Raw genomic sequence first — 20,191 nt, forward strand, 5'->3', positions numbered from 1 at the left:
TTCGTGGACGACCCCGCGGGGCGGGTGCGCGCCCGGTCTCCGCGGCGGCGATGTGACCCGGATCGCGAAATAACCCCTAGGGGGTACGGGTTGTCATGTCGTGAACGTTGTGCCACCATCAGAACCGTCAGATACCCCCCAGGGGTAAATAGAGAGGGAGTGCCGATGAGCACCGCCACCTACACCGTCACCGGAATGACCTGCGGGCACTGCGTGAACTCGGTCAAGGAGGAGGTGGGCCAGGTCGCCGGCGTGAGCGAGGTGGCCGTCGACCTCGCGACCGGCCGGGTGACCGTGACCAGCGCAGCGCCCCTCGACGTGGCCCAGGTCCGGGCGGCCGTCGAGGAGGCCGGATACGAACTGAAGGCGTGAGGATGAGATGAACACCGCGACCAAGCTGGGAGCGTACGCCCTGGGCCTGGCCGCCGTCTTCGGCGGCGCCCTCGGGGCCGGCACCGTCGTCGGCCCCGTGGGCGCCACCACCGAGACCGCGCAGCACAAGGGCGGCGGCGGTCACGGGACGGGCGGCGGCGCGCAGGCCGGCGGGGGACACGGCGGCGGCCACGGAACCTCCGGCGGCGATACCCCCTCCCCCGTACCCGGCGGCCTCCAGGTCTCCCAGGACGGCTACACCCTCCGGCCGGAGACCACCACGGTCGAGCCGGGCGAGAAGACCGACTTCCGCTTCACGGTGGACGGCCCGGACGGCAAGCCCGTCACGCGGTACACGCTGCTGCACGGCAAGAAGCTGCACCTGATCATCGCTCGCCGCGACCTGTCGGGCTTCCAGCACCTGCACCCGGCCGAGGCCGGCGGCGGCGTCTGGACGATCCCGCTCACCCTGCCCGACCCGGGCGCCTACCGGTTCTTCACCGACGTCCAGCCCGAGGGCGCCAAGAAGCAGCTGACCCTGGGCACCGACGTCACCGCCCCCGGCGACTACCGGCCGCGGAAGCTGCCGGAAGCCGGACAGGTCGCCGAGGTCGACGGCTACGAGGTGAAGCTGGACGGGCGACTCGTTCCGGGCCGCTCCAGCAAGCTGACCCTGACCGTGAGCAAGGACGGTGAACCGGTCACCGACCTGGAGCCGTACCTGGAGGCGTACGGCCACCTGGTGGCGCTGCGCGATCGGGACCTGGCCTACCTGCACGTCCACCCGGACGGCGAGCCGGGCGACGGCAAGACCCGGCCGGGGCCGTCGATCACCTTCTACGCTGAGGTGCCGAGCACCGGCGCGTACCGGCTCTACCTGGACTTCCAGCACGGCGGCACGGTCCGTACGGCCGAGTTCACCGCGACGGCCGGGGACCAGGGGACCCCCGTCCCGCCCGCCGAAACCGGCGACGGGCACGGCGACGACCACGAGCACAACTGACATCTCGCACGACGATGCAAGGAGGAGGGGCGATGGCTTCCGGCGACGCGCTGGACCGGGTCGAGCTGGCGATCGGCGGGATGACGTGCGCCTCGTGCGCCGCCCGTGTCGAGAAGCGGTTGAACAAGCTGGAGGGCGTGACCGCGACGGTCAACTACGCCACCGGGAAGGCGCGGGTCGACTACCCCGAGGGCGTCAGCGTCGACGATCTGATCGCCCAGGTGGAGAAGGCCGGATACACCGCCGAGCCGCCCCCGCCCCCCGATCCGGACCCCGGGCCCGGGGCGGATCACGCCGATGACGACGGGCTGCGGCCGCTGCGGCAGCGGCTGGTGACCTCGATCGTGCTGGCGGTGCCGGTGATCGCGCTGGCGATGGTCCCGGCCTGGCAGTTCGAGTACTGGCAGTGGCTGTCGCTGACGCTGGCCGCGCCGGTCGTGGTGTACGCGGGCTGGCCCTTCCACAGGGCCGCCTGGACGAACCTGCGGCACGGCGCCGCGACCATGGACACGCTGGTGTCGCTGGGCACCCTGGCCGCGTTCGGCTGGTCGCTGTGGGCGCTGTTCTTCGGCACGGCGGGCGTGCCGGGCATCCGGCACGGCTTCGAGTTCTCCATGACCCGCTCGGACGGGTCGATGAACATCTACCTGGAGGCGGCCGCGGGTGTGATCGCCTTCATCCTGGCCGGGCGCTACTTCGAGGCCCGTTCCAAGCGCCGTGCCGGTGCGGCCCTGCGCGCCCTGCTGGAGCTGGGCGCCAAGGAGGTCTCGGTCGTCCGGGACGGGGGCCGCGAGGAGCGCGTCCCGGTCGAGCGGCTGGTCCCCGGGGACGTGTTCGCGGTCCGCCCGGGGGAGAAGATCGCCACCGACGGGCAGGTCGTGGAGGGCTCCTCGGCGGTGGACGCCTCGCTGCTGACCGGCGAGTCCGTCCCGGTCGAGGTCGGGCCGGGCGACGCGGTCACCGGCGCCACCGTCAACGCGGGCGGGCGGCTGCTGGTCCGGGCGACCCGGGTCGGAGCCGACACGCAGCTGGCGCAGATGGCGCGGCTGGTGGAGGAGGCGCAGAACGGCAAGGCGCGGGTGCAGCGGCTGGCCGACCGGATCTCCGGGGTGTTCGTCCCGATCGTGATCGCGCTGGCCGCGGCGACCCTGGGGTTCTGGCTGGGCACCGGCACGGGCACGGCGGCGGCGTTCACCGCCGCGGTCGCGGTGCTGATCATCGCCTGCCCGTGCGCGCTGGGCCTGGCCACCCCGACCGCGCTGATGGTCGGCACGGGACGCGGCGCCCAGCTGGGCATCCTGATCAAGGGCCCGGAGGTGCTGGAGTCCACCCGCGCCGTCGACACCGTCGTCCTGGACAAGACCGGCACCGTCACCACCGGCCGGATGGCCATGGTCGGCGTGGTCACCGCCGAGGGCGTGGACGAGGCCGAGGTGCTGCGGCTGGCCGGCGGCCTGGAGAACGCCTCCGAGCACCCGATCGCCCGGGCGATCGCCGCCGGTGCCGTCGAGCGCGCCGGGGAACTGGGCACGGTCGAGGACTTCGCCAACGTCGAGGGCCTGGGCGTGCAGGGGATGGTGGACGGGCACGGCGTGCTGGTCGGCCGTCCCCGGCTGCTGGCCGAGTGGTCCCAGCACCTGCCGCCCGAGCTGGAGAAGGCGATGGACGAGGCGCGGGAGCGCGGCCACACCGCGGTCGCGGTCGGCGTCGACGGCGCCGCCCAGGCCGTGATCACGGTCGCCGACCAGGTCAAGCCGACCTCCGCCGAGGCGATCGAGCGGCTGCGCGGGCTGGGACTGCGGCCGGTGCTGCTGACCGGCGACAACGAGGCGGTCGCCCGGACCGTCGCGGACGCGGTGGGGATCGAGGAGGTCGTCGCCGAGGTCCTGCCCGAGGGCAAGGTCGAGGTGATCAAGCGGCTGCAGGCCGAGGGCCGCACGGTCGCGATGGTCGGGGACGGCGTGAACGACGCCGCCGCGCTGGCCCAGGCCGATCTCGGGCTGGCGATGGGCACCGGCACCGATGTCGCGATCGAGGCGTCCGACCTGACCCTGATCAGCGGCGACCTGCGCGCCGCCGCGGACGCGATCCGGCTGTCGAGGCGCACGCTGACCACCATCAAGGGCAACCTGTTCTGGGCGTTCGCCTACAACGTGGCCGCGCTGCCGCTGGCCGCCGCGGGGCTGCTCAACCCCATGATCGCCGGTGGGGCGATGGCGTTCTCCTCGGTGTTCGTCGTCAGCAACAGCCTGCGCCTGCGGGGGTTCAAGCCGCTCAAGGGGCGTCCGGTGGCGGAGGGGGCCGTCGCGGCGCCGTCCGGCCCGCAGCCCCCGGCGAAGGAGTCGGCCACCGCGACCCGCTGACCTCCCGCGCCTCGGCAGGACGAGCGGCGCTCCCGGACGGGGGCGCCGCTCGTGCTTTCGTCAGCGGCGGTGGTGGGACGTGGCGCACCGGAGCAACTGGACGGGCCGCTGCTTCCAGGAGAAGCGGCACCGGCCCGGGCCCGCCGTGCGGGCCCCGGCCTCCGGCGGTCCGGAGGGGAGGACGTCCGGCGTCACCCTCTGGCCGGGGGCCTTGTCCCAGCGGCCGTCGCCCGTACCGCGCGCGCCGTCGTCCCCGACGGAGCGGAGCGCGGCGCCGGCACCGCCCGACGCGCCGGTCGTCCCGGCGAGCCCGGCGAGCAGCAGAAACGCGACCAGGACGGCTGGCCGCGCCGGCCGCCGCTGCTGCGGAGCGTGACCGGTAGATATCGGACGGGAGTGACTCATGCCCACGGAACGGACCCTATATCCCTCTGCGTGCTCCGTCCCTCACCTTGGGTCATCGTCCGGCTGAAAAGGCGATGGCCGGAGCATGTCCGGGGGGCGGTCAGGCGCGGAGCGCGGTGACCAGGGGGCCGACGCGCTGGTCGCCGGTGGCGGAGTCGAGCGCGTCGCGGAGGGTCTCGTGGTAGGTGGGGGCGGCCTTCTCCTGGACGGCCCGCCCCTCCTCGGTGATCATCGTGTAGACGCCGCGGCGGTCGTTGGGGCAGTGCGCCCGCCGGGTCAGGCCGGACGACTCCAGCCGCGCGACCAGGCGGCTGACCGAGCTCTGGTTGAGGCCGATGAGGTCGGCCAGCTCCTGCATGCGCAGCTCGCCGCCCTCGGCGGAGGCGAGCCGGCACAGCGCCCGGTACTCCGACAGGCCGATGCCGTGCCGCCGCTGGATGGTCTTGGCGAGTTCGCTCTCGACGCGCCCGTGCAGGGTGACCACCTGGTCCCAGATGGCCCCGTCCGTCGTCCCGGTCATGTCGGCGCCTCCTCTTGACAGAGGATACATGCACTGCAAACATCTGCATGCACATACATTCAATGTAGGTACATGCATTTCTTCTGGAGGCGATCATGACCGTCAGCGCGAAGCGGCGGGTGGCGACCGACCCCGACTGGTACGAGCCGTACCGGATCTCCCAGGCCATCGAGGCGGGCGGGCTCATCCACGTGTCCGGCCAGGCCGGCATCGACGAGCACGGCCGCACCGTCTCGGCGGACTTCCTGGAGCAGGGCCGCCGGGCGTTCGGCAACGTGCGCCGGGTGCTGGACGCCGCGGGCGCCGGCCTGGCCGACATCGTCAAGATCGGGATCTTCGTGACCGACCTGGAAACCCGGCTCGACGACGTGATCAAGCTGCGCGAGGAGTTCCTCACCGAGCCCTACCCCGCCGACACGCTCCTCGAGGTGTCCCGCCTGGCCCAGGCCGACTGGCTGATCGAGATCGAGGCCACCGCACTCGCCGCCCGCTGAGCGCGCCCGTCCACGACAGGAGGAAACCCCATGCCAGAGGTCGTCCCGCAGCCCCCGAACCCGCTGCTGCTCCCCTACGAGACCGGCCACCTGCGGCTGCGCAACCGGATCGCGATGGCCCCGATGACCCGCGGCCGGGCCGACGACACCACCGCCGTCCCGAGCCCGCTGACCCGCACCTACTACGCGCAGCGGGCCGGCGCCGGGCTGATCGTCACCGAGGGCCTCTGGCCCCACCCGCTCGGCAAGGGCGGCCCCGGCATCCCCGGCCTGGTGACCGACGAGCACGTGGCGGCCTGGCGCGAGGTGACCCGCGCCGTCCACGCCGAGGGCGGGCGGATCTTCGCCCAGCTCTGGCACGTCGGCCGCATGACGCACCCCGTCACCCTCCCCGACGGCGAGCTCCCGGTCGCGCCCTCGGCGGTCCGGATCACCGGCGAGCCGATCTTCACCCGGGACGGCCCGCTCGACCACGTCACCCCCAGACCGCTGGCGACCGCCGAGGCCGAGGCCGTGATCGCCGCGTTCGCCGCCGAGGCCCGCAACGCGATCCGCGCCGGGTTCGACGGCGTGGAGGTGCACGGCGCCAACGGCTACCTCCTCCAGCAGTTCCTGGCCGAGAACACCAACCTGCGCACCGACCGCTTCGGCGGCTCCCGCAACGGCCGGCTGCGCCTGGTGGTCGAGGTCGTCGAGGCGATCGCGGCCGAGATCGGCCCCGAGCGGGTCGGACTGCGGATCTCCCCCGACAACCCGGAGAACGAGATCGCCGAGGAGGACCCCCAGGGCACCTACCGCGCCCTCGCCGGCGCCCTCGCCCCCCTCGGGCTCGCCTACCTGCACGTGATCGAACGCGGCGCGTACGGCGCGCTCGCCGACCTGCGCCCGCTCTGGCCGGGCACCCTGATCGCCAACTTCAACGGCCCCGAGCCCACGACACGGCGGGCGGGCGAGGAGGTCCTGGAGGCGGGCCTGGCCGACCTCTTCTCCTTCGGGCGGCTGTTCATCTCCAACCCCGACCTGCCGGCCCGCTTCGCCGCCGGAGCCCCGCTCAACCGCCACGCCGAGCACCTGGTGTACGGCGGCGGCGCCGAAGGCTACACCGACTACCCCGCCCTGGAGGCGCCCACCGCGGAAGGGGCGCGGACCTGACGGCCGCTCAGAACGGCACGTCCCAGAACGCGACCTCGTGCCGCATGCCCTCCAGGAACGCCCTTTCGGCCGCCTCCCGCTCCGGGGCCGCCTCGTCGATCATCTGGGCGACGCGGCGGGTCAGCGCGGCGAACCCGGGATCGGCGTAGGTGTCGACCCAGCGGCGGTAGCGCGGCTCGGCGGGAGGGTCCTCCGCGAGCCGCGCCCCGAGCGTGGAGTAGCCCCACATGCAGGGGTACAGCGCGGCCAGGCCCGTACCGTACGAGGCGGCGCCGTCCAGCAGGAACGCGGTGTACGCGGCGCACGCCGGCCCCTTGCCCGCCCCGTCCAGATCGGCGCCGAACTCCGCGGACAGCGACCGGTGCAGCGACAGTTCCTCGTGGTACGTCGCGTGGGCGAGGTCGACCAGGTCGCCGAGGTGCGCGGCGGGCGCCTGCCAGGCCAGCCGGGAGAAGACGCGGACGTAGTCGTGCAGGAAGAGGTAGTCCTGCTCCAGCCAGGAGCGGAACACCGCCTCGTCGAGGTCGCCCCGGGCGATGCCCGCCACCGTCGGATGCTTGAGCTGCTCCTCGACCAGCGGCCGGCCGAGCTCCTCCAGATGCGCCGCGAGACTCATGCCGCCAGTGTGCCAGCCGCCCCGGAGACGACCAGACCCCGCCAGGTCCTGGGACCTGGCGGGGCCGTGGTCATGCCGGTGTGCGGGTCGCCTCTCGGCGAAATGCACAACGCGGCTCCAGCCGGACGGTATTCCGCGAAGGCGATAGGTGAGGCCCGGGGACTCCAGGCACACCGGCCATCACATGTAACCACGACCGCCGCCCCGATGTTCCCGCGCCCCACCGACGGATCCCCGAATGATCGTCGGCACCCGGCACGCGCCGCCGCCGCACACCCGAACTCCGCGGCGACCGCCCCCGTCGTTTCACGTGAAGCCTCCACCCGAGACGACGCACCGTCCGCCCGGCCGGCCTGCGCGTCCGGACCGCGGCACCGAATGCGATCATTCTCACTCGCGGACTCCGGAGGGCCAGGTGAGGAGGCGGTCCACGTGGCGGCGGGTCAGTCCCTCGCGCGGGTCGGCGTGGACCAGTTCGATGCCCCGGTACGGCCACGCCTGGCGCTTGATCCGCGGCGGGATGACGTCATCGATCCACGCGAAGCGGCGCCCGTCGGCGTGGCGGAGCAGGGGCGCCCATTTGTGCGTTTCGAGAAGCTGGATGATCGGGAACCGCGGATCGCCCCGCCGCCGCCGGTACGCGGAGAACTCCACCACGGGCAGTTCAGGTAGGCCCAGCAGCGGCCCCACGTGCTCGTTGGCGTGATGCTCCCAGGTCGTCGCCCAGACCAGGTCGTAGAGTCCGGCCAGTTCCCGCAGCCAGGCGCCGTGGTCCGGCGAGAGGCGGACGGTGAGATCTCCGATCGAGTGCCGGGCGAAACGCTCCGGCTCGGAAGGCGACAGCGGATTCAGCACGCCGTCGATGTCCACGTACAGCAACGGCTTGACCGCCGGGCGGGTTCCGGGGCGCGGTACGCGACCGATTCCCCAGGCCACCTAGTCGCCCAGGTGGAAGTCGGGGTGGCGCAGCCAGGCGGCCAGGAACTCGGTGTCGCCGACGTGCCGGAACCAGCGGCCGCCTCCGCCGGTGTCGTACGAGACTTCTTCGACCCGTCCTGGCAGGGAGGCCACCAGCGCTCTGGCCCGGGTCAGGTCGGCCGGGTCTCTGGTTTCGTCGCGCGGGGTGGGGTAGCCCAGGACGCCGTCGAAATCGATGAGTGCGTCCAGACGCGCGGCGAGTGCGAGTGCGAGGTGGCCGAGGACGAGGTCATGCGTGCGGCCCGAGCGCCCTGCGTCGAGAATCAGGCTCTGGACGGGCGGACGCGCGAATGCGGAGTAGTCCTCGTCGTCGGCCGGAACGCATTCGTCGTCGGAGAGGAAGAAGGCGCCGGTCTCACCAGGGGAAAGGGCGTCAAGGGCGATGGCGGTGCCGTCCCGTACCCAGAAGGAGACGTCGCCGTCTCGTGCGATCTTCACCCCGTCGCAGAAGGTTTCCAGCCAGGGGACGACGCGGGGCCGCACATCGTCCGATGCGAAGAGCCACAGCCCGACGGCCGAACCTGCCATAACCCCGTCCTCTCAGCGCGGGTCGGCTCGATCATCGCCTCACCCTAGCCGCGGGGGTCCCGGGTGGGGGAACACGTTTATCCAGATCCCAAATTTCGGGTCTCCCCTTGTCAGGCCAGGCGATTGTTTCCTTTTCCCCGGTGGCCCCATGCTGCTTACCGGAGGGGGTGGGCCGCGTGCGGGTGCTCGGTTCGATCAGTCTGCCGGGGGTGACCAGGTCGGCGCCGCGGGCGCGGGCGTTCGTGGGGAGGGTGGCGGGCGACCGGCTGCGGGTGGACGCGGAGGTGCTCGGCGACATCGGGCTGTGCGTCGGCGAGCTGGTCGCCAACGCGTGCGAGCACACCGCCTCGGGACAGGGCGGCCGGGTCGCGGTGGTGGTCGAGGCGCGGCGCGCCGTCGTCCGGGTCACGGTGATCGACGATGGCGGCGCGGACGGGAAGCCGCATGTGGCCGAGCCGTTCGGGGAGGACGGCCGCGGCCTGCGGCTGGTGGAGGCCCTGGCGGCGGGGTGGGGGGTGGACGAGGCGGACGGCGGAAGCGCCGTGTGGGCGGAGTTCCCCGCCGCCGTCTAGGGTCGGGTCGCGTGGAGGATCCGGAGGCCCTGCGGGCGGCGATCGTGGCGTGGGCCAGGAACGATGTGCGGGTCGAGGCCGTGGTGCAGACGGGGTCGCGGGCGCGGGGGACGGGCGTCGACGCGTTCTCCGACCTCGACGTGGAGATCATCGGCCGGGGCTGGCGGGAGCTGTTCGCGGACGTGTCGTGGAGCGGGGCGTTCGGGCGGGTGCTGGTGTCGGTGTCGACGACGCCGGAGGAGTTCGCGGAGGAGCGGGCCACCCGGCTGGTGGTGTACGGGGGCGGGCGCAAGGTCGACTTCACGCTGGCGGGGCCGGAGCGCCTGGAGGGCTTCCGGCGGGAGGGCCTGGACGATCTCTACGAGCGCGGTCACCTGGTCCTGCTGGACAAGACCGGGGTCACGGAGGGCCTGCCGGCGGCGACGGGGGCGGCGCCGGTGCCGCGGCGTCCGGGCCGGGAGGAGTTCGATCACGCGGTCGCGGAGTTCTGGTTCGAGGCGACGCAGGTGCCGATCTACCTGGCGCGCGGCGATCTGTGGGTGGTGAAGTTCCGCGACACCACCATGAAGGAGTTCCTGCTGGACATGCTCCAGTGGTACGCGGCGGTGGAGGGCGCGGCGGACGTGTGGCATATCGGTCACCGCATGGATCAATGGCTTCCGGAGCATATCTGGAAGGCGCTCCAGGAGACCTATGGGCGTTTCGACGCGGCGGACGGCTGGCGTGCCCTGCGCGCCACGAACCGGGTTTTCGCGGAGGTCGCCGAGGTGGTCGCGGAAAGGTGCGGTTTCGCGTCGTGCGCGGGGTTGGCCGAGGATGTGGGCCGGCTTGTCGACGCGATCGAGCGGCGGGCTAGGGAAGGCTCGTTCTGACGGCTTGGCCTGCGGGTTCGCTGATGAGGGGCTGCCAGGAGAGGAAGAGTTCGCGGAGCCCTCGTCCGTGGCGGGCGCGCATTTCCGGGGACGCGCGCATGACGTCGAGTTCGTTCGCGACGGTGATTTCGGCGAAGCCCCTCCGGATGGGTTCGGGCGCTAGGGAGATCGTGCCGGTGAATCGGTCCCGGTAGGTGCCGCCGTCCTGGACGAGGCGCGGATGGGTGTGGGCGCGGTCGCAGGCGCCGTAGAAGTAGACGAGTTCCTCGGCCTCGGCTCCGACGGCGGCGGAGAGGACGTGGCGGTCGCCGATGTGTCCCAGGGCGGCGGGAGAGCCGTCGGCGCCGTAGAAGGCGTGGGTCAGCCCGGCCATGCGGATGTGCGCGGGGGCGTCCCAGCGGCGCAGCAGCGCGTGGACGCGTTCCAGGTGGGCCAGCAGCGTGCCGCCGGGGTGGGCGATCTCGCCCGCGCCCCGGTCGCGCAGGAGCTCGGTGGCCGCGGTGATCGGCATGGCCTCATGCTGTGATCGCCGCCGGCCCCGGTCAATGCCCCGTCGCGCTTGGGACGGTCCAAGCCGCGAGAACGCGCTTGACATCAACCATTGTTGAGGTTTCAGGGTGGGGTGCGAGCCGGTCACCCGCACCGGTCACGTGACGGATGCCCGTCCGCGAAGGGGCTTCCTAGCGTCGTGAACGACCGTACGACCTGCATGGACGGAGCGAGACCATGACCGAGAACGCACTGCGCGTGGCGATCGTCGTCGGCAGCAACCGCAGCGGGCGGTTCGCCCCCGCCGTCGCCACCTGGTTCGCCGGACGGGCAGGGGAGCACGAGGGCGTCCGGCCCGACGTCATCGACCTGGGCGATCTGGAGCTGCCCACCGTCCTGGGCGACCCGGCGGCCGCCGCCGCGCTGGCCGAGGCCACCGAGGCCCTCGAACGGGCCGACGCGTTCGTGATCATCACGCCGGAGTACAACCACAGCTTCCCCGGGAGCCTGAAGAACTTCATCGACGCGCACTTCACCCAGTGGCAGGCCAAGCCGGTGGCCTTCGTGTCGTACGGCGGGATGGCCGGCGGCCAGCGGGCGGTGGAGCACCTGCGGCAGGTCTTCGCCGAGCTGCACGCGGTGACGATCCGGGACACCGTCAGCTTCCACAACCCGTGGGGCCAGTTCGACGGCGAGGGCCGCCACCTGGAACCCGAGGGCGCCAACGCCGCGGCCAAGGGCATGCTCGACCAGCTCGCCTGGTGGGGCCACGCCCTGCGCGACGCCCGCGCCGTCCGCCCCTACAGCGCCTGACCTTGGGAGATGCGATGAGCAACGAAAGACCCGGCGAGCAGGAAGGCCCGGACGCGATCGCGTCCAGAGACACCCCCCGGCCGGCCGGGCGGGGGGCGATGACCATCGCGCTGGTGCTGGTCCTCGGATCGATCATGGTCTCGCTGGACATGACCGTGGTGAACGTCGCGATCGCCCACCTGTCGGCGGACTTCGACGCGCCGCTGGCCACGATCCAGTGGGTCGCGACGGGCTACTCGCTGGCGCTGGGCGCGGTGATCCCGCTGTCGGCGTGGGCGATCGGCCGCTTCGGCGCCAAGCGGCTGTACCTGGGCGCGATCGGGCTGTTCGCGGCGGGGTCGATGCTGGCCGGGCTGGCCTGGAACATCGAGTCGCTGGTCGCGTTCCGGGTGGTGCAGGGCCTGGCGGGCGGGCTGGTGATGCCGGTCGGCATGACCATCCTGATCCGCGCCGCCCACCCCGACCGGCTGGGACGGCTGATGAGCACGCTGGGCCTGGCGATCCTGGTCGGGCCGATGGCCGGGCCGGTGCTCGGCGGCTGGCTGATCGACGAGGTGTCGTGGCGGTGGATGTTCTTCATCAACCTGCCGATCGGCGTGGTCGTGATCGCGCTGGCGTCCCGGATCTTCGCCCCGGACGGCGCCCGCGACCCGCGTCCGCTGGACGTCCCCGGCGCGCTCCTGCTGTCGCCCGGACTGGCCGCGCTGATCTACGGGGTGACCTCCGGCGGGGAGCACGGCGACTTCGCCCGTCCCGCGGTGCTGGTGCCGCTGGTCGCGGGCGGCGCGCTGATCGCGGCGTTCGTCGGACGGGCCGTCACCGCCCGCTACCCGCTGCTGGACCTGCGGCCGTTCCGCGACCGGGCGTTCGCGACCGCCACCGGGACGATGAGCCTGTTCGCGGTCGGCTACTTCGGCTCGATGCTGCTGCTCCCTTTGTACTTCCAGGTGGTGCGGGGCGAGAGCGCGACGATGGCGGGGCTGCTGGGGGTGCCGATGGCGCTGGCGTCGGGGACGGTCATGCAGTTCGCCGGGCGGCTGGCCGACAAGGTGAGCCCGGGCCGGACGGTCCCGGTGACGATCGCGGTGTCGGCGACCGGGTTCGCCCTCTTCGCCCATCAGTTGAGTGCGGACGCCTCGTACTGGGGCCTGGGCGCCGCGCTGCTGCTGGTCGGCGCGGGCGGCGGCGCGACGATGATGCCGCTGATGACGGCGGCGACCCGGCGGATGCCGCACGACCAGGCGCCGGCGGCCAGCACCACCCTCAACCTGATCAACACGACGGTCGCGGCGGTGGGCACGGCGGTGGCGTCGGTGCTGCTGTCGGCGGCGATGGCGGCGCGGGTGCCGGTGGCGGGCGAGGGCGGCCTGCAGGCGCTGCACGGGCTGGCCCCGGACGCGCGGGCCGCGGTCGCCCCGGGGCTGGCGGAGGCGTTCCAGCACACCTACGTGTGGGCGGTGGCGTTCGTGGTGCTGGCGATCGTCCCCGCGCTGTTCCTGCCGCGCCGCGACGACGGCCGTCCGGGGCGGGGCGCGGGTCAGCGGGACGAGCCGGAGCCCCGCCCCGAGACCGGCACGGAACCGGCCTCCGGCCTCGCGGTCTCCGCGGCCTCGGCCGAGACGCGGGCGTCGTAGGCGGTGCGGGCGGCGGCGATCTGCGGCTGGTGCTCCTCGGTCCAGGTGACGAGCGCCTTGATCGTGGAGTGCAGGTCGGCGCCGAGCGGGGTGAGCTCGTAGTCCACCCGGGGCGGGACGACCGGGTGGACGGTCCGCTTCACCAGCCCGTCGCGTTCGAGATGGCGCAGCGTGCGGGCGAGCATGCGCTGGGAGATCCCGTCGATCTCCCGGCGCAGCTCGGTGAAGCGCATGCTGCGCCGGTCGAGCAGGGCGATGACCAGCAGCGACCACTTGTCGGCGATCCGGTCGAGGATCTGCCTGACCTCGCAGTCCGCGCGGGTGTCCCAGTTCGTGACGTCGAAGCCCTGGTCGGTCCCGGTATCCCCGCAGTTACCGGGTGACTCGAAAGTCCCGTCTTCCATGGTCAGACATGGTGTCGCATGATGCTGCCGGTTACAAGAAGGAACCGGCAGGCCCCTGGAGAACCAGTCGGGCCGGGAGGAGACGTCCATGTCCGCACCACCACCGCCGCCGGGAGATCCCGGCGCCGCCGCCCGGATGGACGGGCGCGCCTGGGGCGTCCTCTTCGTCCTCTGCGGCGCGATCTTCCTCGAGGGCATCGACATCGCCATGCTCAACGTGGCGCTGCCCGCGATCCGCGCCGACCTCGGGCTGTCCACCGGGATGCTGAGCGGCGTGGTGAGCGCCTACGTGCTCGGCTACGGCGGGTTCATGCTGCTCGGCGGGCGCGCCGCCGACCTGCTGGGGCGCCGCCGGATGTTCCTGCTCTGGCTGACGGTGTTCCTGGTCTTCTCCGGTCTGGGCGGGTTCGCCACCGAGGGCTGGATGCTGCTGGTCGCGCGGTTCGTGACCGGGGTGGCGGCCGCGTTCATGACCCCGGCCGGGCTGTCGCTGATCACCACCGGGTTCCCCGCGGGCCCGGCCCGCGACCGGGCGCTGCTGATCTACGCGGGCACGGCGGCGGGCGGGTTCTCGCTGGGCCTGGTCGCGGGCGGGCTGCTGACCGCGGCCGGATGGCGCTGGGTGTTCTTCGCGCCCGTCGCGCTGGCCGCGGTGATCCTGGCGGCCGCCATCCCGCTGATCAAGGAGACCGGCGCCCCCGGCCGCGCCGCCCGGTCCCTCGCCGGCTTCGACCTGCCCGGCGCGCTCACCGTCACCGGCGCGATGATGCTGCTGGTGTACGGCGTCGTCCGGCTCGAGCACCCGGGGCACGGGCCGGGCCTGACCGCCGCCGTGTTCGCCGCCGGGCTGGCGCTGCTGGCCGCGTTCGCCGCGATCGAACGGCGGTCGCCCGCCCCGCTGGTGCGCCTCGGCATCCTGCGCTCGGGCGGCCTGGTGCGCGCCAACCTCGGCGCGGTCCTGCTGCTCGGGGGCTTCTTCGGCTTCCAGTTCCTGGCCACCCTCTACTTTCAGGAACTGCGCGGCTGGTCGACGGTCGAGACCGGGCTGGCGCTGCTGTTCCTCGGCATCGACGCCGTCCTGGCGCCCACCCTCACGCCCCGGCTGGTCCGGCGGTTCGGCCATATCCGGGTGATCTTCGCCGGGTTCGTGCTCGCGGCGGCGGGCTACGCGCTGTTCCTGACGGCCGGGCCGGACACGGTGTACGCGGCGATGATCCCGACCCTCTTCCTGGTCGGGCTGTCGTTCGCGCTCACCTACGGCCCGATCACGATCGCCGCCACCGACGGCGTGGACGAGCGGGAGCAGGGCCTGGCCGGCGGGATGCTGAACACGGCGTTCCAGTTCGGCGCCGCGTTCGGGATCTCGGCCGCGACCGCCGTCCAGGTCGCCGCGCTCGGAGCCTCCACCCAGAACGGCTACGACGCGATCCGCACGGCGCTGCTCGTCCCGGTCGTGGCCGCCTCCCTCGGCGCGGTCGTCATCGCCTTCGGACTGCGCGCCCGCCGCACGACGGCGCCGCCCGCGACCGCCGAGACCGCCGAAGCGATGACGGGAGCCACCCGATGACCGCCAACGTCCGGGACTTCTCCGCGATCCGCGACGCGTTCGACACCTACATAGGAGACATCGTCTACGCGACGATGACGACCGTGGACGCCAAGGGCCGCCCACGCGCGCGCGTCCTCATCCCCGTCTGGGAGGTGATCGACGGCCGCCCCCTCGGCTGGCTGTGCACGTTCAAGACCCCGGTCAAGGCCGCGCACCTGGCGGCCAACCCGCACACCACCTTCTCCTACTGGAGCCCCAGGCAGAACGCGGTGTACGTGGACACAGTCGCCGGATGGACCGAGGACCACGACCTCAAGCGACACGTCTGGGACCTCTATACGAAGGGGAGCCCGCCCGGCGCCGGCTACAACCCCGCCCAGTTCTGGAAGGGCCCCTCCGACCCCGCGTTCCAGGTGCTGCGCCTGGAACCGTGGCGGGTGCAGGTCATCCGCGGCACCGACCTCGACAGCCGCATCTGGCGGCCCGGCGCCTGAGGGCCGATGGACGGCGCCGCGCACCGGCGCCGTCCTCGCGGGTCGTACGGCGGCATCGGCCAATCGGTTGATGCCGGGACGAGCGCCCTGGCCGATACCGCCGGACCCGCGCCCCGGACATGCTCGAAGCATGCCGATCATCGAAGTCACCGGCCTGCGCAAGGTCTACGGGGGCCGCCCCGCGGTCGACGGCGTCTCCTTCGCCGTCGAGGAAGGCGAGATCTTCGGGATCCTCGGCCCCAACGGCGCGGGCAAGACCACCACCGTCGAGTGCGTCGAGGGACTGCGCGTCCCCGACGCGGGCACCGTCCGCGTGAACGGGCTCGACCCCGTCGCCGACCGCGACGAGCTCACCCGGTTCCTCGGCGCCCAGCTCCAGGAGAGCCAGCTCCAGGGGAAGCTGACCGTACGCGAGGCCCTGGAGCTCTACAGCGCCTTCTACCCCAGCCCGCTCGAATGGCGGCCCCTCGCCGAGCGCCTCGGCCTCACCGAAAAGCTCCGCACCCGCTTCGCCGACCTCTCCGGGGGGCAGAAGCAGCGCCTGTTCATCGCGCTCGCCCTCATCGGCGGCCCCCGGATCGTCGTCCTGGACGAGCTCACCACCGGCCTCGACCCCCGCGCCCGCCGCGACACCTGGACCCTCATCGAGGAGGTCCGTGACTCCGGCGTCACCGTCCTCCTCGTCACCCACTTCATGGAGGAGGCGCAGCGGCTCTGCGACCGGATCGCCGTCATCGACTCCGGCCGCGTCGCCGCCCTCGACACCCCCGGCGGGCTGATCCGCCGCGCCGCCGGCAACACCGTGATCTCCTTCACCCCGTCCCAGGCCCTCGACCGCACGGACCTGGAGGGGCTGCCGGAGCTCGACAGCGTCCACCTCCAGAGCGGCCGGATCACCATCAACGGCACCGACACCACCGTCAACGCCGTCATCTCGCTGCTGGCCCGCAACCAGATCACCGCCCACCAGCTGCGCGTCGTCGACGCCACCCTCGACGACGCCTTCCTCGACCTCACCGAGAAGCAGGAGTCCTGACGTGTCCGCGTCCACCGCCGTCCTGAAGGCCGAGTCCCGGCTGTTCTCCCGCGAGCCCTACACCCTCTTCTGGCTGGTCGGCTTCCCCACCCTGCTGCTGGTCATCCTCGGCCTCATCCCCTCCTTCCGCGAGCACTCCGCCGACCTGGGCGGCCGCCGGGTCATCGACCTGTACGTCCCGATCGTCGTGCTGCTCGCCCTGATCGTCGCGGGGATCCAGGCGCTGCCGCCCGTGCTGGCCGGCTACCGCGAGAACGGCATCCTGCGCCGCATGTCGACCACGCCCGTCCGCCCGGGTTCGCTGCTCGGGGCGCAGATCCTCCTGCACCTCGCGGGCGGGCTCGCCTCCGCGATCCTGGCCATCGCCGTCGGAAGGCTGGTCTTCGGCGTCGCCCTCCCCGAGCACGTCCCCGGCTACCTGGTCGCGCTCGCCCTCGCCGCCACCAGCGCCATCGCCACCGGCGCCGCCATCGCCGCCGTCTCGCCCAACACCAAGGTCACGACCGTGGTCGGCTCCGTCGTCTTCTTCCCCTCGCTGTTCACCGCCGGCGTCTGGGTGCCGGTGCAGGTCCTGCCCGACCTGCTGCGGCGGATCGTCGAGTTCACCCCGTCCGGTGCCGCCTCCCAGGCCCTCGACATGGCGAGCCGCGGAGACTGGCCGGACTGGACGCACCTGGGCGTCACCGCCCTGTGGGCCGTCCTGCTGATCGCGGCGGCCATCCGCTGGTTCCGCTGGGAATGACGCAGACTGGCACCGTGATCGAGGACCACTGGGAACGCTTCATCCGCTGGGGACCGTACGGCCTGCTCGCCCTGGCGACGCCCATCGCGTTCCTCACCCGCGACGTCCTGATGTCGCCCGCCGAGCAGCGGCTCACGGCGCCGCTGCTCGGGGTGACCCTCACCCTCCAGCTGTTCCACACCGCGGGCCGGATTCCCGGACCGCTCTACTACTGGGCGCGCACCGTCCTGGCCTTCGCCCTCTCCTGGCTGAACCCGCTGTTCGCGATCTACGCCGTCATCGGCTACTTCGACGCCAGGCAGTGCCTCAAGGGCCGCTGGGCGAAGATCGGCTGCTACGCCAACGCGGTCACGATGGCCGGCTCGGAGGCCGGCGGCTTCCCGCCGAAGGAGCCCCTCGTCTGGGTCCTGTTCGGCGTCCTGCTGGCCCTGCACATCGCCCTCCTCGCGATCTTCGGCGGCATCGCCGAGCGCGAGGACCGGCTGGCCGCCGCCAAGACCGCGATGATCGACGAGCTGGAGCGCACCAACGCCCGCCTCGAACAGGCCCTCGGCGAGAACGCCGCGCTCCAGGCCCAGCTCCTCGTCCAGGCCAGGGAGGCGGGCGTGAACGACGAGCGCCGCCGCCTCGCCGCCGAGATCCACGACACCATCGCCCAGGGCCTGGCCGGCATCGTCACCCAGCTCCAGGCCGCCCAGGACACCACGGACCCCGCACACGTCCGGCGCGCCCACGCGCTCGCCCGCGAGAGCCTCCGGGAGGCCCGCCGCTCCGTCCGCAACCTGGCGCCCGCCCACCTCGAGCACGACACCCTGCCCGAGGCCCTCAAGAAGATCGTCGCCACCCACCCCACGGCCCGCCTCACCCTCACCGGCACCGTGGAACCCCTGCACGAGGAGATCGAGGCCACCCTCCTGCGCATCGCCCAGGAGGCCCTCGCCAACGCCATCCGGCACGCCGCCGCCGACCGCGTCGGCGTCACCCTCTCCTACATGGACGACGAGGTCACCCTGGACGTCCGCGACGACGGCCGGGGCTTCACCGGCCCCACCCGCGGCTTCGGCCTGAACGGCATGCGCGAACGGGCCGAACGCGTCCTCGGCACCCTGGAGGTCGAGTCCGAGCCCGGCCAGGGCACCGCCGTCTCGGCCCGCGTACCGTTGGTCCGCCATGGCTGACATCACCCTCCTCATCGTCGACGACCACCCCGTCGTCCGCGACGGCCTGCGCGGCATGTTCGCCGGCGCCCCCGGCTTCGAGGTCCTCGCGGAGGCCGCGAACGGCCGCGAGGCCGTCGCCCTGGCGGCCGACCTGCGCCCCGACGTCATCCTCATGGACCTCCGCATGCCCGGCGGCAGCGGCGTGGAGGCCATCACGGAGATCACCGAGCGGGGACTGCCGTCCAAGGTCCTGGTCCTCAACTCCGACACGATCCCCGCGATCGAGGCGGGCGCCACCGGCTACCTCCTCAAGGACGCCCCCCGCGACGAGCTGTTCAACGCCGTCCGCGCCGCCGCCGAGGGCCGCACCGTCCTGTCCCCGGCCATCGCGTCCCGCCTGGTGAACCGCGTGCGAGCACCCCAGACCGGCACCCTCAGCGCCCGCGAGATCGAGGTGCTCCGCCTGGTCGCCAAGGGCACCGGCAACCGCGAGATCGCCGCCGAGCTCTTCATCAGCCAGGCCACCGTCAAGACCCACCTGACGCACATCTACGCGAAACTGGGCGTCAAGGACCGCGCCGCCGCCGTGGCCTCCGCCTACGACCAGGGCATCCTGGGGTGAACACGTGAGGCCCGCGCCGTGTGGCGCGGGCCTCGGTGTTTCATCGTGTGGGGTCAGACCCGCTTGGACGGGTCCCCTCCGCCTCCGCCTGCCGGGGGGTCGCCGTCGAGTTTGTTGAGCTTGCCGTGTCCGGGGTCGGGTGCGGGGCCGGCGCCGCTGGGCGGCCCGCCGCTGCCGGGTGCGCCGTTGCCGGACGGGGCACCGCCGCCGTTGGGTGCGGGGGCCGAGGGTGCTCCACCGCTGGGTGCGCCGCCGGACGAGCTGTCGCCGGAGGGGCCGCTGTCGTTGTGGGAGTCGTAGGTGCCGTTGTCCCTGTTGCGTTGCTGCTTTTTGGCCTGCGATTCGCGGCCGCTGTTGCCGTAGTCGGGGTCGGCGGTGTTGGCGCTGGCGCCCTGGCGTCCGTAGGTCTTGGGTTCGTCGTCGTTGTCGTGAAGGTTGCCGATCTTGCCCTTGGTGACCTTGCCCGATTTGATCCGTGACCGGGGCGGGGTCTTGTCCCGCTCCCGGTCGTCCTTCGGGACGACCCTGGGAGCCGGCTTGATGGTGCGCTCGGGCATCATCCAGTCCAGGTTCTTGCCCTCCTGGCCCGCGCGGTACCGGTAGAGCGCCCGGGTGTCGCGGATGCGTGCCATGTCCTGCGGCGTCAGCACCCCGTAGCGGTCGTTGGGGTTCATCGGCGTCAACGACGGGGGATGCTGGGCCTCCCAGAGGGAGATCAGGTAGCTCCTCAACTCGGGAGTGAAGTAGCCATCGATGAACTCCTCGTCGTTGAGCCCGAGGAATTGCCCGACGTCCCGCTTGCGCCGTTCCACCCAGCCCAGCTTCTCGTACTCGGCGTAGTCCGCCAGGTACCGGTCGGCGGCCGCCTTGTCACGTGTCAGCTGATTGGCCAGCCCAGTCAGGTTCAGGGAGAGCATTCCCGTGTAGGCGGCGTCCAGGCCCTGGAAGACGACTTCCGCGGCGACGTTGCCCTTGCTGAGGGGGCCGAGGCGTCCGCGCCGGAAACCGTCCAAGGTCCCGGGCGTGTTACCGGGCGTGAACCTGGAGGTCTGGGGAGTGACCGCAGGTCGTCTCGTCCAGGTGTCGTCCGGCCTGGCGGGCGGGCGCCCGAAGCCGTTACGGGCGACCGGCGGGCGTCCCTGACCGTCCGTGGTGACCGGCGGACGTCCCGGACCGTTCGGAGCGATCGGCGGGCGGGCGGAGCCGTCCTGCGTGCCCTGCGGAGGGGTGGCCGCCGTGCCGGACGGTCCCGGCCCGGGCGGGACGCCCTGACCGTACGCACCGACCTGGTCGGGCGGGACGGCACCCGGGGCGACGCCCCAGGCCCCCTGCTCCTGGCCCTGCCCCTGGCCGTACGGAGCGGCGCCCTCGGC

Annotated in this window: 22 protein-coding genes and 1 pseudogene; 15 read left to right on the forward strand and 8 right to left on the reverse strand. The window is 72.7% G+C overall.

Annotated features, from left to right (window positions below; all coding sequences use genetic code 11):
• Positions 1 to 165: 165 nt before the first annotated feature.
• Genes ACFPZN_RS24885 through ACFPZN_RS24895 form a run of 3 tightly spaced genes read left to right on the forward strand, consistent with a single transcriptional unit; the run spans position 166 to position 3,738 of the window.
• Entirely contained in the window at positions 166 to 372 is a 207-nt protein-coding gene (locus ACFPZN_RS24885) for a heavy-metal-associated domain-containing protein (RefSeq protein ID WP_378284552.1), read from the forward strand.
• 7 nt (positions 373 to 379) lie between these two features.
• Positions 380 to 1,375 (forward strand): hypothetical protein, encoded by a 996-nt coding sequence (locus tag ACFPZN_RS24890; RefSeq protein ID WP_378284553.1) that lies wholly within the window; start codon positions 380 to 382, stop codon positions 1,373 to 1,375.
• A 32-nt stretch (positions 1,376 to 1,407) separates the two neighbouring features.
• Entirely contained in the window at positions 1,408 to 3,738 is a 2,331-nt protein-coding gene (locus ACFPZN_RS24895; protein WP_378284554.1) for a heavy metal translocating P-type ATPase, read from the forward strand.
• Positions 3,739 to 3,798: 60 nt separating this feature from the next.
• On the opposite strand, the gene ACFPZN_RS24900 is transcribed toward ACFPZN_RS24895, so the two are convergent.
• Positions 3,799 to 4,143: a hypothetical protein gene (locus ACFPZN_RS24900; protein WP_378284555.1), complete on the reverse strand. Its 345-nt coding sequence runs from the start codon at positions 4,141 to 4,143 to the stop codon at positions 3,799 to 3,801.
• Positions 4,144 to 4,243: 100 nt separating this feature from the next.
• The gene (locus ACFPZN_RS24905) at positions 4,244 to 4,663 is read right to left on the reverse strand and encodes a MarR family winged helix-turn-helix transcriptional regulator (protein ID WP_378284556.1); all 420 of its coding nucleotides are present in this window, start codon (positions 4,661 to 4,663) and stop codon (positions 4,244 to 4,246) included.
• Between the two features lie 95 nt (positions 4,664 to 4,758).
• Between ACFPZN_RS24905 and ACFPZN_RS24910 the strand changes: the two genes are divergently transcribed.
• The gene (locus ACFPZN_RS24910) at positions 4,759 to 5,157 is read left to right on the forward strand and encodes a RidA family protein (protein ID WP_378284557.1); all 399 of its coding nucleotides are present in this window, start codon (positions 4,759 to 4,761) and stop codon (positions 5,155 to 5,157) included.
• A 30-nt stretch (positions 5,158 to 5,187) separates the two neighbouring features.
• Complete coding sequence (locus ACFPZN_RS24915; protein WP_378284558.1) at positions 5,188 to 6,309, forward strand: alkene reductase; 1,122 nt, start codon at positions 5,188 to 5,190, stop codon at positions 6,307 to 6,309.
• 7 nt (positions 6,310 to 6,316) lie between these two features.
• Here ACFPZN_RS24915 and ACFPZN_RS24920 read toward each other — a convergent pair whose 3' ends face one another.
• The 3 genes from ACFPZN_RS24920 to ACFPZN_RS24930 form a co-directional block, all read right to left on the reverse strand.
• Complete coding sequence (locus tag ACFPZN_RS24920) at positions 6,317 to 6,925, reverse strand: TenA family protein (protein ID WP_378284559.1); 609 nt, start codon at positions 6,923 to 6,925, stop codon at positions 6,317 to 6,319.
• 390 nt (positions 6,926 to 7,315) lie between these two features.
• A complete protein-coding gene (locus ACFPZN_RS24925; RefSeq protein ID WP_378284560.1) occupies positions 7,316 to 7,861 on the reverse strand; it encodes an HAD domain-containing protein in 546 nt (181 codons plus the stop codon).
• Complete coding sequence (locus ACFPZN_RS24930) at positions 7,862 to 8,431, reverse strand: DUF6368 family protein (protein WP_378284561.1); 570 nt, start codon at positions 8,429 to 8,431, stop codon at positions 7,862 to 7,864.
• 209 nt (positions 8,432 to 8,640) lie between these two features.
• Here ACFPZN_RS24930 and ACFPZN_RS24935 point away from each other — a divergent pair, with 209 nt between their 5' ends.
• A complete protein-coding gene (locus ACFPZN_RS24935; protein WP_378284562.1) occupies positions 8,641 to 9,003 on the forward strand; it encodes an ATP-binding protein in 363 nt (120 codons plus the stop codon).
• 11 nt (positions 9,004 to 9,014) lie between these two features.
• Positions 9,015 to 9,875 (forward strand): aminoglycoside 6-adenylyltransferase, encoded by an 861-nt coding sequence (locus ACFPZN_RS24940; protein ID WP_378284563.1) that lies wholly within the window; start codon positions 9,015 to 9,017, stop codon positions 9,873 to 9,875.
• On the opposite strand, the gene ACFPZN_RS24945 is transcribed toward ACFPZN_RS24940, so the two are convergent.
• Positions 9,856 to 10,386, reverse strand: a complete 531-nt coding sequence (locus tag ACFPZN_RS24945; RefSeq protein ID WP_378284564.1) for a DUF6817 domain-containing protein — start codon at positions 10,384 to 10,386, stop codon at positions 9,856 to 9,858. The genes ACFPZN_RS24940 and ACFPZN_RS24945 overlap by 20 nt on opposite strands.
• 215 nt (positions 10,387 to 10,601) lie before the next feature.
• Between ACFPZN_RS24945 and ACFPZN_RS24950 the strand changes: the two genes are divergently transcribed.
• Both ACFPZN_RS24950 and ACFPZN_RS24955 read left to right on the forward strand, forming a co-directional pair.
• On the forward strand, positions 10,602 to 11,177 hold the full coding sequence (locus tag ACFPZN_RS24950) for an NADPH-dependent FMN reductase (RefSeq protein ID WP_378284565.1): 576 nt from the start codon (positions 10,602 to 10,604) through the stop codon (positions 11,175 to 11,177).
• 14 nt (positions 11,178 to 11,191) lie between these two features.
• Complete coding sequence (locus ACFPZN_RS24955; RefSeq protein WP_378284566.1) at positions 11,192 to 12,811, forward strand: DHA2 family efflux MFS transporter permease subunit; 1,620 nt, start codon at positions 11,192 to 11,194, stop codon at positions 12,809 to 12,811.
• Here the strand turns inward: ACFPZN_RS24955 and ACFPZN_RS24960 are convergent.
• A complete protein-coding gene (locus tag ACFPZN_RS24960; protein WP_378284567.1) occupies positions 12,715 to 13,215 on the reverse strand; it encodes a winged helix-turn-helix transcriptional regulator in 501 nt (166 codons plus the stop codon). The two genes, ACFPZN_RS24955 and ACFPZN_RS24960, sit on opposite strands and share 97 nt — an antisense overlap.
• A gap of 88 nt (positions 13,216 to 13,303) precedes the next feature.
• On the opposite strand from ACFPZN_RS24960, the gene ACFPZN_RS24965 reads away from it, so the two are divergent.
• The 6 genes from ACFPZN_RS24965 (at position 13,304) to ACFPZN_RS24990 (ending at position 18,818) form a co-directional block, all read left to right on the forward strand.
• Positions 13,304 to 14,782, forward strand: a complete 1,479-nt coding sequence (locus ACFPZN_RS24965; protein ID WP_378284568.1) for an MFS transporter — start codon at positions 13,304 to 13,306, stop codon at positions 14,780 to 14,782.
• A complete protein-coding gene (locus ACFPZN_RS24970; protein ID WP_378284569.1) occupies positions 14,779 to 15,258 on the forward strand; it encodes a pyridoxamine 5'-phosphate oxidase family protein in 480 nt (159 codons plus the stop codon). Before ACFPZN_RS24965 ends, ACFPZN_RS24970 begins: the two co-directional genes overlap by 4 nt.
• Positions 15,259 to 15,388: 130 nt before the next feature.
• Positions 15,389 to 16,294 (forward strand): ABC transporter ATP-binding protein, encoded by a 906-nt coding sequence (locus ACFPZN_RS24975; protein WP_378284570.1) that lies wholly within the window; start codon positions 15,389 to 15,391, stop codon positions 16,292 to 16,294.
• 1 nt (position 16,295) lies between these two features.
• Positions 16,296 to 17,036, forward strand: coding sequence for an ABC transporter permease (locus ACFPZN_RS24980; protein ID WP_378284571.1), 741 nt, complete (start codon positions 16,296 to 16,298; stop codon positions 17,034 to 17,036).
• Between the two features lie 14 nt (positions 17,037 to 17,050).
• Positions 17,051 to 18,214, forward strand: coding sequence for a sensor histidine kinase (locus ACFPZN_RS24985; protein ID WP_378284572.1), 1,164 nt, complete (start codon positions 17,051 to 17,053; stop codon positions 18,212 to 18,214).
• A complete protein-coding gene (locus tag ACFPZN_RS24990; RefSeq protein WP_378284573.1) occupies positions 18,207 to 18,818 on the forward strand; it encodes a response regulator in 612 nt (203 codons plus the stop codon). Before ACFPZN_RS24985 ends, ACFPZN_RS24990 begins: the two co-directional genes overlap by 8 nt.
• 53 nt (positions 18,819 to 18,871) lie before the next feature.
• Here the strand turns inward: ACFPZN_RS24990 and ACFPZN_RS24995 are convergent.
• Positions 18,872 to 20,191 (reverse strand): annotated as a pseudogene (locus ACFPZN_RS24995) (hypothetical protein); the annotation flags it as partial.

The sequence above is a fragment of the Actinomadura rugatobispora genome, from assembly GCF_042656285.1.
In the GTDB taxonomy this organism is placed as follows: domain Bacteria; phylum Actinomycetota; class Actinomycetes; order Streptosporangiales; family Streptosporangiaceae; genus Spirillospora; species Spirillospora rugatobispora.